The following is a 15,341-nucleotide window of genomic DNA, read 5'->3' on the forward strand; positions in this document are numbered from 1 at the left end:
TCACTGGTCCGCTCCCTCCGGATGCCCCGCGCTGCCACCGGGGTCCTCGATCCGCTCCACGACCGCCACGGCGTTGAGCCCGCCGAACCCGAACGAATCGATCTGTGCGAGCCGCAGCGGCTGCCGCGGCCGCTCGGCGGTGCCACGCACCAGGCGGAAGCCAGCCACGGCAGCCACGGGGTCGTCGAGGTACACGGTCGGCGGGACGATGCCCGTGCGCAGGACGTCGACGGCCGCGACCAGGCTGTGCAGCCCCGAGGCACCCGCGGTATGGCCGGTCATCGACTTGATGGCGGTCATGTACGGCGACGGGGCGAGCCCCGCGAACACCGAGCCCAGCGCGGTGGACTCGGCCTCGTCGTTCAGCGGCGTGCCGGTGCCGTGCAGCATGACGAGGTCGATGTCCGCGGGTCGCACGCCGGAGCGCCGGTGCGCCTCCTGGATCACGGTGGTGATGCTCTTGGCGTCGGGTGCCGAGGGGTGGTACGCGTCGCAGTTGACCGCGACGCCGCGCAGCCTGGCGTGCGCCCGGGGCGCGGGGCAGGGACCGTCGGCCTCCCTGCGCAGCACCACGGCCGCGGCACCCTCGCCCTGCAGCATCCCGCGCCGGCCCCGGTCGAACGGCCGCACCCGGTCGGGTGCTTCGGGGTAGCAGCGGTCCAGCAGCCCGTAGGTGCTCTCGGTGATGGTGTCGACGCCGGCGACGACGACGGTGTCCGCCTCACCCAGGTCGAGCAGGTCCGCGCCCAGCGCCAGGGCGTACAGCGAGGCCGAGCAGGCGTTGGCCACGGTGTGGGTGTCCGCGGCGCCGAAGCGGCGCCGCAGCATGGTTCCGAAGTGCAGGTCGGACGCGTCGAAGGGGATCCCGTCCCGCCAGGACAGCTCCACCGAGCGCAACTCGCGCAGGGTGGTGCCCACCAGCACCGGTACGCGCGACAGGTCGTCCCCGAGGCCCGCGTCCGCCGCGGCTGCGGCGACGGCTCGTTCCAGCCAGCGCGTCGCCCGCAACGGCACGTCCACGCCGGGCTCCGGACGGTCGTCGATCTCGTACGCCATCCGGGCACGGAACCTGTCGTGGTTGTATCCGCGCAGCGGTGCGAGACCGCTGCGGCCGGCGACCAGCGAGTCGAAGATCTCCCGGACGCTGCCGCCGATGCTCGCGACGGCGCCCGTCCCGGTCACGATCCAGCTCATGCCGCGCTCCGGTACGCACCGAGGATCAGGACGGCGTTGTTGCCCCCGAACGCCAGGGCGTTGTTCTGCACCACGTTCAGCTCCGCCTCGACGGCCTTGTTGGGCACGCAGTCGACGGCGCACTCGGGGTCGGTCTCCCGGTGGTTGATCGTCGGCGGGATGAACCCCTCGGTGATCGCCAGCGCGCAGGCAGCCGCCGCGACGGCGCTGGCCGCGCCCATGCTGTGGCCGATCATCGACTTGATGGAGACGGTGCGCGGCATGGCCTGCGCACCGAAGACCTGGCGGATAGCGCCCGCCTCGGTGATGTCGTTCGCCTTGGTCCCGGTGCCGTGGGCGGAGACGAAGTCGATCTGGTCCGGGGTCACGCCCGCGTTACGGTGGGCGATCTCCATGGTCCGCGCGATGCTGTCGCGGTCCGGGGCGACCGGGTGCAGGGCGTCGCAGGCGAGCCCGTAGCCCAGGACCTCGGCGTAGATCCCTGCCCCACGGGCGAGGGCGGATTCCAGGCTCTCCATGAGGAGGATGCCCGCTCCCTCGCCTGTGAGGATGCCTTCGCGGTCCTTGTCGAAGGGACGGCAGACCTCGGGGGCGACCGTGCCGAGCCGGTAGAAACCGGTGAACGTCTTGCGACACGCGGCGTCGGCACCACCGCACAGGGCGATGTCGACGTCGCCGCTGCGCAGGGCGTCGTAGCCGTAGCCGACCGCGTAGTTGCCGGCCGCGCACGCGGTCGGGATCGTCACTGCCTCCACGTCCTCAAGGCCGAGTTCGCGGACGATGCCAGCCGACAGACGGCCGGCCGGAACGCGCCGGGCCACGCCAGGGTCGTACTCCTCGGGACCGGTCTCCAGCCCCGCGGCGACGAGCTGGTCCAGGTCGCGGGACTCGCCGTCCGTGGTGCCCACGGACACCAGGGACCGTCGCGAGCGCACGTCCGCCGCGGTCAGGCCCGCGTCCTCGACCGCCATCCGGGCGGCGGCGACCGAGAACTGGCTCGCCCGGCCCAGCTCTTCGGGGTGCTGCCGGGTGATCCAGCGCCCAGGCTCGAAGTCGGTGACCTCGCAGCCGTTGGCGTGGGCGAATCCCGTCGTGTCGAACGCGCTGATCGGCTTGACGCCGCTGCGTCCTTCACGGAGCCCGGCGGTGAAGGCCTCAACCCCGATGCCGATGCTGGTGATCACACCGAGACCGGTAATCACCACCCGACGTCCGCCGGTCCCACGGCGCGGGCCCCGGGACTCGCTCTGACCTCGTGCGTCCGTACTGATCGAAGCGTTCATCGAAGCTCACCCATCTGGCGGTCGGGACGGCGATCAGCGCTGGGCGGCTTCGGCCACCACCGCGTACACGCCTTCCAGGTTGACCATGCGGCTGAGTTCGGCCTGGTCGATGGTCACCTTCTGGGTCCGCTCCAGAGCGGCGAGGATCTCGATGGCACGCAGCGAGTCCGCGTCGTGCTCCTCCTTGAAGAGGCTGGTCTCGGTGACCTCGTCCTCGTCGATCTCGAGAATGTCGCAGACGATCTCCTTGATCTCCTGCTTGCGGGCAGCGTCAGGGCCGTTCGTCACGCTCGCGTTGGTCATCTCGACTCCAATGAGGGATCCGTGCCGGGTTCCGGCGACTGAGCCATCCGTGTGATGGGTCGAGAGTGGAATGGGCGGCTATACCCGGCCTATACGGCCTCTGCTTCGTCGACCCAGCCCAGCTGGGCCACGCGCAGCCCCGCCTGGAAACGGCTGCGGGCGCCGAGCCGGCTCATCAGTTCAGCGGTGATCCGGCGCCCGGTGCGCACGGACACGCCCAGCTTGCGGGCGACGACCTCGTCCGTCAGTCCCTCGCCGAGCAACTGCAGAACGGTCTTCTCCTGCGGTGTCAGCTCCCCGTCGCCGCGCTCCCTTGGCTGCGGCCGGCCACCGGCGAACGGGACGGCGTTCGCCCAGGCGCGCTCGAACAGGTCGCACAGCGCGACGATGACGCCACGGCCGTTCAGGACGAGAGCCCCGGCCGCGGAGTCGTCGGGATCGGTGGGCACCACGGCGTGGGTGCGGTCGAACACCAGCATCCGGCACGGCAGCGCGGCCGTGGTGCGCACCTCATCGCCGTGGGAGCGCAGCCAGCGCAGATGCTCCACCGTCGCCGGGTCGTTGTAGATGCTCTCCAGGTAGATGCTGCGCATGACCACACCTCGTGCGGCCAGGTTCTCGGTGAGGGGCTGACTGGCCAGGCGGCTGGCCTCACTCTGCGGACCCCCGGTCGCGAAGGCGAGAAGCTCGGACTTGCACTTCCCTGTCAGTTCCTCGATGCGGAGCCTGATCTCCTCAAGGCCACGGAGCCGTTCGATCACCGCGCCCCGCAGGTCCTGCTGGGCCGCGTTGTAGTCGTCGATGAACCGGGTTGCTTCCGTCCTCGCGTCCGCGAGCTGCTGCTGCCGCTCCAGGAGCTCGCTCTCCTGCTGCGCCAGAAGCGCCTTGAGAGCGACCTCCGGACTCACCACGCGGAGATGGTCCGGTGCGCCCCAGGCAGGTTTTACGAGAGAAAGGCGGGCACATTCGTCCAGCACGGAACGGACCAACTCCCGCGACCATCCCAGCGAGGCCGCGAGTTCATCTACGCTGCATTCGGGATTCCTCAGCATGGATCGGTAGATCTCGGACACATGGGGTGACAGGCCCAATGGATCAAGCATCCGCGCTCCTCCCCCGTGGATCACACACGCCCGAACATCATGTTCGAACGGCAACGAATCCGCAACGAATATGCGACGCCGGGGGAGCGGAACAGCACGAGGGGGCCCACTCCAATGGAGTGGGCCCCCTCGGTCATCACTGGCTGAATATCAATCCCATATGGGGTCGCCCTGAGCGCCCGGAGTGTCCGAATCGACCGATAAGGCACCCCAGATCGGGTCCTGAGCGGTAGCAGGCGCCGACAGAGCATCCCTCGCCACAGAGACACTCACCATACTCAAGACACCCGCGACCACAAGGGCGGGGACGATGCCGACGACGCGCGGTAGACCCTTCCGCATATGAAGAACTCCCCTTTAAGGCAAGGACTGCTTTCGGCTTTCAGACCGGAATCACCACCGGCCATCCATGAATTATCATCGACACAGGACAGAAATTGCCACGAAAAATGAATGCAGGGAGCTGCGCTGGCAGCACGCTGACAGGGGAATCCCTAATTCCGAATTAACTGTGAGAAGTCTGTGCCACAGAAGCAGAGGTCCGACCTGGATCTTCTTCCGTTCGGCACAATCCGCTCCACGATGCGGCCGACCACCCATGCGCGGTCTGGCGGCAACCCCGGCCTCCAGCAGAGGGATCGGTGCAACTTGGTGCCACGGCGGAGATCGCCGAACGGTCCGGCTGAATGCCAGGCATCGGATCGCCCTCTCCTCACGCTCGGGACTGAGTCGCCTCCGAGTGTGGTCCAGCGGCCGCTCCTTGAGTGCCGCCGTTGTGCCAGGTCGTGCGCGTCTCGGAGTGTTCACGCGGCGCGGCGCCGATCACCTCGGTGGCCTCGGCCTCGATCAGCTCCTGCAGGATGCGCTTGCACACCACCCTGAGTGCTTCAACCCCATCGGCCCGACGTAATGACTCAAGCGGCCGTATCAGCTCAGACTGGGACAAGGCCATCGCGTGCTCCTCCGGTCGAACTGCCCGTTCTCCCTAGTGTTCGCGGTCGGTGGTGTCGTGCAGTCGTGCGTAGTGGGCCGTCATCTGCGCGGAGTCGTGGTCGAGGATGCGGCGTACGACTTCCTGCGGGACGTCGCGGTTGATCATGCGGGTGCCCAGGGTGTGGCGGCACTGGTGCGGGGTGAAGTGGGCGGGACGGCGATCCGTGATCCTGGAGACCACCGCCGGCGCCCTACCGGGGACGAACCTGCGGCCCGGGCCGAGATCTACCGATTCAGCCGTACAACCGACTCGAGCACCAGCTGCCCGCCGCCGGCCGACGGCTCGCCCCGTTCCCATGTTCTGGGTCCCCCGCCGGGGGCACTTCGTATGAGGTGCCTAAAGACCCCGCCATCAGCGCGTTCGCCCTCGCCCGGTCGTAGCCACCCACATATGTGAGAGCGGTCTGCAGCTCCCGAGCCTGCCGAGGGTTGACCACCACGCGCCGGTCAACTTCCCGCACAGCCCGTTTCCCCCGCTTGCGCCGGACGCGGCTCAGCGGATTGGACAGTTCGAGCTCGACGGCGTGTGGTTGCAGCCCGTCAGGAACGTTGCTGTACCGCGTATTAACGGCGAATGCGCGGCAGGCTTCCTCCCAGCAACTTGACAACCTCAATAGCCCGTCGGGCCTTGGTGTCGTCAGAGGTGAAAGCTGCGAATAGAGCGCAGATCGCGACGACAATCGTGACCAGCAAGCGAGGAACGGCGAACAGCCACAAGAAGGACACGGGACGACAACTCCATGGTGAATGGACTTGTCCCGCCGCCTACGGCTCGCCGGTCCGATCCGGCTTCGTAGTGCTGGGAATGAACGGCTTCAGCATCCCTGGGCTGTGTGAGGTGCGCTTGAGGCTCGGACCCGACCTCGTACCACGCGCTTCGTGGTAATCGTACGCGATCGCAGCCGTAAGCCTGATCCCAGCGGGACCACATCCAGCCGACCCCCGGGTGGTTGCAGCCCGTCGGCGAAGCCGACCGCGGTCAACGGGCGCAGGAGCCGGAGGCGACTTCCGACTTCGCATTATCTGCGATACAGGAGGAAACCGAACACCTCTCGCGATCAAGAAAACCGCTGGTCAGACCCGATTCTTGAGCCGAACTCTGATTGTGCTCCGGAGCCGTGTGCGCAGGTTCGAATCCTGGCGGGGGCACTCCGGGAAAAGCTTCTGACCTGCAGAAATACAGGTCGGGATTTTTACATACGTGCCAAAACGCACACGGTCTCAGGGTCGCCGCTCCTTTCGGTGCGCGCACCCCTCCACACCTTGTGGATAACCTCTTCCGTTGGCGGATCTCCACAGGTCAAAGACGCACGACCGGGCGGTGGACCGCGTCGCTCACCAGCAAATGCCATCCGTTCCGCATCGCGGGAGACCAGGCGCTGACGTCCGGGGCACATGACCTGTGACCTGCCCCTATGTGGCCGACAGTACGCGGCAACGCACACGGTCTGGCGGGGCGTAACTCCTTGGCCCGAGTGCTTGGCCAGCACCTCACAGGATGCAACCGTCCGTCATCGCACCTGCCCACCACCTGCGGTCGGTCGCCGAGTTGGGCCCGCCGATCCGCCAGACTCCCGTGAAGCCACCTCGACCCGCGCCCCGGCACCTGTCCGGTGCCGGCGCACCAGTGGTTCCGCGCGCTGTTCCTGACAGTGGCTCATGGGGACCCACGCGGGATCCGGCCGGCTCCCGCCCGCTGACCACTCCGGCAGACAGCAAGCCCGGCCTCCCGAAGCGGGGAAGCCGGGCCTTCACCGAGGCGGTGCGTCAGGCGGGGCGGATGTTCTCCGCCTGCGGGCCCTTCTGGCCCTGCGTGACGTCGAACTCGACCTTCTGGCCCTCCTGCAGCTCACGGAACCCCTGGGCGGCGATGTTGGAGTAGTGGGCGAAGACGTCGGGGCCGCCGCCCTCCTGCTCGATGAATCCGAAGCCCTTCTCGCTGTTGAACCACTTCACAGTGCCCTTGGCCATGACTGTCTCCTTCGAGGGAAACCGGGGGTGCACCCTGCACGCCCGGGAGGTGATCGCCCTGGTCCGGAGAGGCGCTGAACAGCAAGAACGCCCGTGATGGCGATCACGGGCGAACGGAACTTCGGAACCACGACTGCTGAGTCACAACGCTATAACGACGTGGCCGCTGCGGCCACCGATAACGCGCCAGCATCAGGACCGGTTCCATCGGCGCGCCCGGCATGGTCACTCACTCCGACCCCGGACAGCCCGGGTGAGCCGGAGTGGTCAGCTCAGTGCGCAGAACTTCACCGGGATCACGCACGTCAGCTGCCCGTGACTCTTCTCGCGGGCAGCTGACGGCAGACGGTGCGGGAGCTTCAGGCCCCGGCGGCGGTGACGATGGCGTCGGTGGCGAAGCCGAGGACGAGGCCCAGCAGGACGCACCAGGTGGTCAGAGTCTTCAGCGCGGCCTTGCGGGCAACGGCCAGCAGTTCGATGACCACGTAGAGGATCGACCCTGCTGCCAGACCCAGGAAGGCGATCGACACGGTGTCGTCGACCAGGTGCTGGCCGACCACGGTGCCGAGGAAGGTCGGACCTCCGCCGATCAGGCCGAGCAGCAGCAGCGTGGCCCATGAGGGGCGTTCGCCCTCGGCGGCCAGCGGGGCGACGATGCCGAACCCTTCCGTGGCGTTGTGCAGTCCGAAGCCGATGATGAGGAGTACGGCGAGGGAGAGCTCGCCCTTGGCGGCGGAGTTGCCGATGGCCAGGCCCTCGGCGAAGTTGTGCAGGCCGATGCCGGTGGCGATCATCAGTGCGAGCGAGCCGGCCTGGCTGCGGACCCGGGGGGCCAGCTCGGCGGAGGCCGCGGCACCGGGGCCGGCGGGCCGCGCTGCGGAGGCCGCACGACGGGCGATCCAGCCGTCGTAGTACACCAGACTCATCAAACCGACTCCGAGGCCCACGGCCAGGGTGAGGCCCCCGGAGGCCACGGTGCCCCAGTCGTGCTTGCCCAGCGCCTCGTCGACCGGCTCCCAGGCGTGTGTCAGGACGTCCCAGACCAGGAAGATCAGGATGCCGATGGCGACGGCGTTCAGACCGGCGCGTAGCCGCGGGTTCGGGTTGCGCAGTCGGCCGAGGGGCAGGCCGAGGTAGATGGTGAACCCTGCGATTGCGCCGAGCAGGGCTACCTGGGAACCGGACATACGGGGGACTCCAGTCGGAGGAGCGGGGAAGTGCACCCCCAACCTAGATGAGGCAAGCCTTACCTAATAGATGCCTGTGGGTCGATTTTGAGAAAGCTTGGCGATTTCCACGCACTCCCCGCGTCTTGCGTGTGCGCCGAGGTTGTCGGCGATACCGTGCCCGCCGAAGGCCGTGGTGAACCCGGCCGCGTAGAGCGACCACATCTGCCGGGACCGGGCCGCCCGCGCGGTCCCTGTTCCCCCGCACGTGGCTGGTGCAGAGCGGCGAGGACCCGCTCGGCGTAGCGCTCGCAGGCTTGCGGCGCACTGCTCGAGCCGTCGGCCGGCCTCGGCCGCCTCCGGGGCGCCGAACACGTCTCGCGCGGTCAGGTCGCGGTGCCGGCGGCGCAGCCGCTCCAGCGACTGCTCCTCTTCCTCCAGCTCGGCCAAGGTGAACTTGGGGACCTCGCCGGGGTTGCCGGCACGCTGGGCGACCTCGGCCGGCAGCGCCGAGTGCCGCAGGTCGTACGGCCGCTTCGCGAGCGGCGTGCTGGTGAGCGCCGGAAGCAGAGCAAGTTCGCGGCTCTCGCGCCAGACCCGGTGACAGGTGGAGTGGCTGACGACCCGGCCCTGCTCTGTGAAGAACAGCCGCCCGTCGTCGGCCGTGCCGAACGTGCGGACGCCCCCGCCCTGCGAGTTTCTTGTGGGGCGGAGGCTTTTGGTGGGCCGGGCCGGTTCCCTGTTCCTCGCCCGGCGCCATGATCGCCCGCGCCGAGGCAGCTCCCGCCCGGAATCGCTCCGGCGGCGTCAGGGGGGCCGCTCGCCGGTTGGGCTCCCCGTATGAACCGAGGCATTCGTTCGGACGCAGCTGCGGCACGTTCCTTCGCGCTCGTCCCTCCTCGCGGCTTCAGTGATCCCGTCCTATCGGATGATCCGTGGCCGATGCCCGGCCGGCTGGGCCGCTTCCCGGCAATCGGCTCCCTTCGGGAGGTTCAGTGAAATCGTCAAGGTGGTGGGCCGGCGTCGTCTCCGCGGTCAGCCTGTCCGGTTTCCTCGTCATGGGCGCTTCAGTCTCGTCGTCCGCGACCGCTGCCGACCGCGACGGCAGGGCGGCAGCCGTTCGGCAGGCCCGGCCGGACACGTCGGCACAAGCGGCACCCGCACCGGTCGGACCTCCTGCGCAGCCCGGCGACGGGCACACCGGGTCCGGTGAGCCACGCGCATGCAGGGGCCTGGTGCCCTACCCCATCCCCGCGGCCTACCGCCCGTACTACTTCTGCGGCGACTGGCGGCTCGGCCCCAGCCGGTTGCCGACCCTCGGGCCGGTGGGAGCCATCGTCAAGGGCTACAACCGGCTCGGCGGCCTCACCGCCGTGGAGTTCCTGGACCGCTGGTGGAATCCGACCGCCGACTCGGGCCAGGGCGACTGGCGCTATCCGCCGGACGACGGCTTCGCGCACAACGCCCAGGGCACTGTCATCGCGGCGCCGTTGGTGCTGCACGCGAACCAGAACCTGATGCTCGACCGCTTCGGCGCCGAGGCGGGCCGGTTCCTCGCCCCGGCAGGCACGAAGTACGGGCTGAGGGCGCTCCCGCCGTCCAGCCTCAACACCATCGACCCTCGCTACCCCTACGACTACCACCTGTACCGGCTGGCCAAGGACGTCACCGTGTGCGCGGGCCCGCAGGCCCCGGCGTTCGAGCAACCGGGCACGGGCACCCAGTACGTGACCTCGAGCTCGTTCTGCCCGAGCATCCCCCGCACCAACGTGGCCGACCTGGTGAACAACGGCACCCTCGTACGGCTGAAGACCACGTATCCGTCCCGGTCGTGACCGTGGCCCGTGGTGGGAGACTGACTCCATGGACCGGTTCGAGCTGTGCCGCGCTCTTCGGTCGGCCGGCGTCCCGGAGGCGTACTACGAGATCCAGGGCTGTCCCCACGGGCCTCGCACGACCGATCGCTACTTCCTTGAGGAGCGGGGCGGCCTGTGGGCCGTGGGTGTCCATGAGCGCGGCACGCGCGAGGTGTGGGAACGGTTCACGGACGAGGACCAGGCATGCCGCTGGCTCCACGACCGCCTGACCGACGAGGGACCTCCGCCCGAGCCGCCCACTCCCGAGGAGATGGATCAGCTCCTGCACGGCGGTGAAAGCATCCAACGGCGGGCCCGCGAGGCGCTGGACCAGGCCCTGGCCGAGGCCCGCGGCCGGACCGCAGAGGAGCCTCGCCCCGCCGACGGTCGTACGCAACCCCCGTCGGCGGGATGACCCGGCGCCCGGCCTCGCCCCGGTGACGAAGAACTCGGGGGGAGGCGGCCGAGGTGTACGCGGGTGCCGTCGCGCGGACAGCCGGGCTTTCTCGGCCCCGTCCGCAGATGGGGCCCGGCCCAGCCCGAGGCCACCGTGTATCCCTGGAAGGCCGAGCATGTGACGGCACGGCGGGTCTGGTCCTCGAGCTCTAAGGTGTCGGGCTCGGGCTGGGCGGTGCGCCGGTGGCGGCGCCACCGCCCTTCGAGGGCGTTGGTGATGGCGGCGCCGTGCCGGTGGTGGGCGTCTCCGCAGGTGCCGTCCGGCTCGGGGCGGCGGCCCCGGCTCCGGTCGGCGCGGATCGCGGCGGCCGTGACGCCGGTCCGTGCGGACCCGACTTCGCGGGCGGTGCAGAGGCGCTGCGCCTCGAACTCGGGGCAGCCGCCGGAGAGGAGGCGCCGAGTGTCCTGGAGACGGGCTGGGCATGAGATCCGCTTGCCGCAGACGTACCGAATGCCCTGGAGGGGGGCTGAGTCCCGTGAGATCGGGTGAGTGGGAGGGCACCGGGCCCGCTCTTGGCGGTCGCCGTACCGGAGGGCTGGTGCGAGGGGGTACCGGCGGGCGTCGCTGCCCGGTCGTCGCTTCCGCTGGTGCTCGATGCGACGGCGAGAGTCGCCCCCAGGACCGCGGAGAGGGCCAGGGCCGTACCCGCGGCCAGGCGACGGCTGCGGCGAGGGCCGCCGGGGAGGTTGGGCCGGGTGGCTTCCGCCTCCTGAGAGCGTATGTGCTCTTCCGTTCCGGGGTGAGCGGCGAGCGGCGTCGGAAGGCGCGCCTCGGAGGGCGCCGAGAGCGGCGGGGGGTACGGACCGAATCCGGCGTGCCGGGAGGCGAGGGCTTGCGCGCACTGCTCGGCGTCCGGGCGGACCTCGGGGTCCTGGGCGGTCATGGCCCTCAGCAGGGCCGCGAGTTCCGAGGGTAGCCAGGTGGGGACCTCAGGTGGGCGGTGCAGGCGGGCGATTGTCGCTTCCAACGGGGTGCCCTGGTACTCCAGCTCGCCTTTCAAGCACTCCAGCAGGACCAGGCCGAGCGCATAGACGTCGGCGGCGGGCCCGATCCGCCTGCCCTCGACCTGCTCAGGTGCCAGATAGGCGGCGGTGCCTATCAGCACGTCCGGTGCCGTATGGCGGGTGGCGTCGGCCAGGCGCGCGATGCCGAAATCAGCCAGGTGAGGAGCACCGGCCGCGTCGAGGAGGATGTTCGACGGTTTGATGTCCCGGTGCACGACGCCGGCCCGGTGGACATAGGCCAGCACCCACGCGAGGGCGGCGCCCACGTCTACCACACGCCGCTCAGGCAACGCTCCACACGCCAGAAGGCTGCGCAGCGTGGGACCCTCTATCAGTTGCATGACCAGGTAGGTGCGGTCGTCGTGGCGGCCGGCGTCGTAGACGGTGACCAGTCCCGGGTGCTGCAGGCCGGCCAGAAGGACGGCCTCCGCGGTGAGACGGTCCTCCGTCTGCGGGTCCGTGCCGGGCCGGAACACCTTGACGGCCACGGGCCGCTGAAGGCGCGTGTCAACGCCCTCGTACACGTCGGCCATGCCTCCCGATCCGATTCTCGCGCCCAACCGGTAGCGGCCGGAGAGGACTTCGGCGGGCTGCTCATCCGCTGGAACCGGCGCGGGCGGCGGGGCTTCTGACTGGCGGGCCTTCATCTGGTTCTCCGTTGCTGTCACCGCGTACCGGACTCGGCCATGGGCCATGCTGCGAGGCGGGTACCCCCAGCCCGTGCCAGATATCCGGACCAAGTCGGCGCAGCGACGAAACGGCCCCGCCTCCCCCGTGGCTGGAGCGCTGCGGCGGGTCAGGCAAGCTGCCGGCCGGACTACTGCCGTCGTCGCCAACCTCCGCCGTCAGCCGCTTCCCCCGGCAGGTCACTGACCGGTAGCCGACAGCCGTGGTCTCGGGTCAGCAGGGCGACCGAGGTCAGGAAGCACGAGCTTCCCGAGCTGATGGCGCGCTGAAGTGCCCTGCTGACCGTCCGGGCTGCGGCGCCAGGGCGCCGGTCCCGGCCGAACAGCAGGCCACCTGGTTGGTCCTCGTCGAGGAACGGAGTCCCTCTGTTCAGTGCAGCGGAGTCGCCGGAGAGCGCGCTTCGTCATCCCTCGCTTCCAAGCCGGCCCGGATGAGCCGTGCCAGGAGCAGGGCCGCTTCAGGGCGCACCGTGCCGAGGCGGACCAGTTCGACGAAGAGCAGGTGTGCCCCCCAACGAGGCCGTCGTCGCCAGCGCCGAAGTCGAAGTCGCCTGTATGGGCCGTAAAGGGGCGCAGGGCGCCCGGGTCACCAGCCGTCCTCGGGTTCACCCAGCGGAAGTCCGGAGTCGCGGACCCAGGTCTGGCCCTCGGGTGTCCAGGCGACGCGGGGGCCGAGGGAGATCCAGACGCCGAACTCGCCCGGGGAAGGCTCGACGTGCTGCGGCACCCAGACGCTGTTCAGGCAGAGCAGCACGCCGCACCCCTTGGCCTCCGGGAGACCACGCCAGGCGCAGTCCCATCGGACGTCCAGGGACAGCGGCCCGAGCACGGAGACCATCCGGTCCAGTTCGTCTTCGGTAGCGTCGTCCTCAGGCTCACTGCCGGGGGCGCCGAAGGGCGGGGTCGTGGCCAGAACGAGGCTCACTCCTTCGGGAAGGGGCCAGAGATCGACCAGGTCGGGGCGGAGCCGCACGTCGCCTGAGATGTAGGACTTCAACTGCTCCGCATCGAGGGTGACGACACCGCGGCGCCGCAGTTCGTTCAGGAACGGCACGCCGTGGGGTTCGCGGTCCGCACCGAACCGGGCGATGGCGAAGCTGCCGAGGGCGTACGCAAATTGCTCCGCGGTCGTGATGTCGTCCACTCGTGGCCACGGAGGGGCGGTCCACTCGGCCAGGTCGCGCATGATCGCGCGCGCCCGCGACAGCGCGCTCACCGCATCGGGGAAGGGTTCGCGTACTCGATAGAGCGTCGAGGACAAGGAACACGTCTTTCGGACAGTGGTAGTGGGCGGAACAGTAGAAGTACCCGCTCGGTGAACAGCAGATATCCCCCTCGACATGGCCCCTGCCGGCTCACCGCCAAGGCCGAAGGCGCCCAGACTACCGCCGCTTTCGCTGCCACCCGCAGGGCGAGCCAATTGGCGGACTTGACAGGGCTCCAGCGGCTCTTCTGCAGCCGCGGGCCCACTGCTTGATCGCCGGCGAATCCAGGCGTTCGGGTCACCTTCCCGATTGGGGTTCGCCCAGCGGAAGTCCGCGAAAGTCCGCATTTGCGGCGCCAGTTCTCGCCTTAGGTCGTCCAGGCGATGCGGTTGCCGAGAGGGATCCGGACGCCGAATTCGCCGGGGGACGGCTCGAAGGTCTCCCGCCTCCAGACGCCGTTCAGGCAGAGTTGAACGCCGCAGTCCTCTGAATCCGACAGAACCCGCCAGCGGCAGTCCCAGCTCACGTCCAGAGACAGCGGACCATGAAGGGAAACCGTCTCATCCGATCCCTCATCGGTACAGGGGGTTAAAGGGCGCAGGGCGTCCGGGTCACCAGCCGTCCTCGGGTTCACCCAGCGGAAGTCCGGAGTCGCGGACCCAGGTTTGACCCTCGGGTGTCCAGGCGACGCGGGGGCCGAGGGAGATCCAGACGCCGAACTCGCCGGGGGACGGCTCGTCGTGCTGCCGCAACCAGACGCTGTTCAGGCAGAGCAGCACACCGCACCCCTTGGCCTCCGGGAGACCACGCCAGGCGCAGTCCCAGATGACGCTCAGGCTCAGCGGGCCGAGCACCGAGACCATCCGGTCCAGTTCCTCTTCGGTGCAGGTGTCCTCAGGCTCGCCGCCGGGGGCGCCGAAGGGCGGGGCCGCTGCCAGGGCGAGGTCCACGCTCTCGGGAAAGGGCCAGAGATCCGCCAGGTCCGGACCCAGCCGCACGTCGCCGCTGAACCAGGACTTCATCTGCCGGGCGTCGAGCGTGACGACTCCTCGGCGCCGCAACTCGTCTATGAAAGGGAAGACGTGAGGTACCCGGTCCGCGGTGAACCGGGCGGTGTCGAAAGTGCGAAGTGCGTAGGTGAATTGCTCGACCGTGGTGACCTTGTCCAGTTGAGGCCAAGGCTCGGCCGTCCAGTCGGTCAGGTCGCGCATGATCGCGCGCGCCCGCGACAGCGCGCTCACCGCGTCGGGGAAGGGTTCGCGCACCCGGTAAAGCGTCGAGGACAAGGAAACGCGCCTTTCGGACAGGGGCAGGGCGGACGCGCCCTCACGGTACGCATCCGCGCCTGCCCCGGGTCACCCCTGCTGTGCTTCACCCAGCAGGAGTCCCGAGTCACGGCGCCAAACTTCACCCTCGGGAGTCCAGGCGACGCGGTTACCGAGAGTGATCCAGACGCCGAACTCACCGGGGGACACTTCAGAGGTCTGTTCCGCCCAGACGCTGTTCAGGCAGAGTTGCATGCCGCAGTTCTTGGCATCGGGCAGGCCACGCCAGCCACAGCTCCAGCTGACGTTCAGACTGAGCGGCCCGAGCACGGAGACCATCCCGTCCAGTTCCTCCTCGGTGACGTCGTCCTCGGGCTCGCTGTCGGGAAGGCCGAAGGGCGGGGTCGCGTCGAGGGTGAGGGACAGCCCCTCGGGCAGCGGCCAGAGGTCGGACAGGTCGGGGCGGAGCCCTACGTACCCCGCGAACCAGGAGTTCGGCTCCTCATTGTCGAGCGTGACGACAGTGCGGCGCCGCAGTTCGTCCAGGACGGAACCGACGCCGGGCCTTCCCTGATTTCCGTAGACGCGGGCGGTGTCGAAGGAACGGAGGGCGTGCACGTACTGCTCGGCTGTGGCGACCGGCTCCAGTTGGGGCCAGGGATCGGAGGACCAGTCAGCAAGCTCGCGCATGATTTCGCGCGCCCGCGCCAGCGTGCTGCGGGCGTCAGGAAAGGATTCGAGCACTCGAAAAAGCGTCGAGGCCAAGGAACGTACCTTTCAGGGACAGGGGCAGGGATACAGGCGGACGCGCCCTCATGGTACGCATCCGCCTGTATCCCGGATTTACGACCTGAG

At 69.2% G+C, this 15,341-nt stretch carries 14 protein-coding genes and 2 pseudogenes; 2 read left to right on the top strand and 14 right to left on the bottom strand.

What is annotated here, in order from left to right; genetic code table 11:
- The 10 genes and pseudogenes from ACZ63F_RS18200 to ACZ63F_RS18245 form a co-directional block, all read right to left on the bottom strand.
- Nucleotides 1-1,194, bottom strand: a complete 1,194-nt coding sequence (locus ACZ63F_RS18200; RefSeq protein ID WP_450755194.1) for a beta-ketoacyl synthase N-terminal-like domain-containing protein — start codon at nt 1,192-1,194, stop codon at nt 1-3.
- The gene (locus ACZ63F_RS18205; RefSeq protein ID WP_469712154.1) at nt 1,191-2,477 is read right to left on the bottom strand and encodes a beta-ketoacyl-[acyl-carrier-protein] synthase family protein; all 1,287 of its coding nucleotides are present in this window, start codon (nt 2,475-2,477) and stop codon (nt 1,191-1,193) included. The genes ACZ63F_RS18200 and ACZ63F_RS18205 overlap by 4 nt, the downstream gene beginning before the upstream one ends.
- Before the next feature lie 33 nt (nt 2,478-2,510).
- Nucleotides 2,511-2,780: an acyl carrier protein gene (locus tag ACZ63F_RS18210; RefSeq protein WP_450755190.1), complete on the bottom strand. Its 270-nt coding sequence runs from the start codon at nt 2,778-2,780 to the stop codon at nt 2,511-2,513.
- An 89-nt stretch (nt 2,781-2,869) separates the two neighbouring features.
- Nucleotides 2,870-3,691: a DUF6879 family protein gene (locus tag ACZ63F_RS18215; RefSeq protein WP_450755188.1), complete on the bottom strand. Its 822-nt coding sequence runs from the start codon at nt 3,689-3,691 to the stop codon at nt 2,870-2,872.
- 896 nt (nt 3,692-4,587) lie between these two features.
- Nucleotides 4,588-4,835 (bottom strand): annotated as a pseudogene (locus ACZ63F_RS18220) (transposase); the annotation flags it as partial.
- A 33-nt stretch (nt 4,836-4,868) separates the two neighbouring features.
- Nucleotides 4,869-5,057: a tyrosine-type recombinase/integrase gene (locus ACZ63F_RS18225; RefSeq protein ID WP_469712157.1), complete on the bottom strand. Its 189-nt coding sequence runs from the start codon at nt 5,055-5,057 to the stop codon at nt 4,869-4,871.
- Between the two features lie 166 nt (nt 5,058-5,223).
- Nucleotides 5,224-5,403, bottom strand: a pseudogene (locus tag ACZ63F_RS18230) (tyrosine-type recombinase/integrase); the annotation flags it as partial.
- Between the two features lie 1,240 nt (nt 5,404-6,643).
- Nucleotides 6,644-6,847 (bottom strand): cold-shock protein, encoded by a 204-nt coding sequence (locus ACZ63F_RS18235; protein ID WP_007379522.1) that lies wholly within the window; start codon nt 6,845-6,847, stop codon nt 6,644-6,646.
- 359 nt (nt 6,848-7,206) lie between these two features.
- Nucleotides 7,207-8,034: a ZIP family metal transporter gene (locus tag ACZ63F_RS18240; RefSeq protein WP_469712158.1), complete on the bottom strand. Its 828-nt coding sequence runs from the start codon at nt 8,032-8,034 to the stop codon at nt 7,207-7,209.
- 63 nt (nt 8,035-8,097) lie between these two features.
- Entirely contained in the window at nt 8,098-8,463 is a 366-nt protein-coding gene (locus ACZ63F_RS18245) for a Chromate resistance protein ChrB (protein ID WP_469712159.1), read from the bottom strand.
- Between the two features lie 785 nt (nt 8,464-9,248).
- Here ACZ63F_RS18245 and ACZ63F_RS18250 point away from each other — a divergent pair.
- Complete coding sequence (locus ACZ63F_RS18250; protein WP_469712160.1) at nt 9,249-9,848, top strand: TNT domain-containing protein; 600 nt, start codon at nt 9,249-9,251, stop codon at nt 9,846-9,848.
- A 28-nt stretch (nt 9,849-9,876) separates the two neighbouring features.
- Nucleotides 9,877-10,284 (top strand): hypothetical protein, encoded by a 408-nt coding sequence (locus ACZ63F_RS18255; protein WP_469712161.1) that lies wholly within the window; start codon nt 9,877-9,879, stop codon nt 10,282-10,284.
- Nucleotides 10,285-10,474: 190 nt separating this feature from the next.
- On the opposite strand, the gene ACZ63F_RS18260 is transcribed toward ACZ63F_RS18255, so the two are convergent.
- The 4 genes from ACZ63F_RS18260 to ACZ63F_RS18275 form a co-directional block, all read right to left on the bottom strand.
- Nucleotides 10,475-11,863: a serine/threonine-protein kinase gene (locus ACZ63F_RS18260; RefSeq protein ID WP_469712162.1), complete on the bottom strand. Its 1,389-nt coding sequence runs from the start codon at nt 11,861-11,863 to the stop codon at nt 10,475-10,477.
- 739 nt (nt 11,864-12,602) lie between these two features.
- Nucleotides 12,603-13,277: a hypothetical protein gene (locus ACZ63F_RS18265; RefSeq protein ID WP_469712164.1), complete on the bottom strand. Its 675-nt coding sequence runs from the start codon at nt 13,275-13,277 to the stop codon at nt 12,603-12,605.
- A 555-nt stretch (nt 13,278-13,832) separates the two neighbouring features.
- Complete coding sequence (locus tag ACZ63F_RS18270; protein WP_469712166.1) at nt 13,833-14,507, bottom strand: hypothetical protein; 675 nt, start codon at nt 14,505-14,507, stop codon at nt 13,833-13,835.
- Nucleotides 14,508-14,576: 69 nt separating this feature from the next.
- Complete coding sequence (locus tag ACZ63F_RS18275) at nt 14,577-15,251, bottom strand: hypothetical protein (protein WP_469712168.1); 675 nt, start codon at nt 15,249-15,251, stop codon at nt 14,577-14,579.
- Between the last annotated feature and the right edge of the window lie 90 nt (nt 15,252-15,341).

This window comes from Streptomyces sp. NPDC104761 (assembly GCF_055583445.1).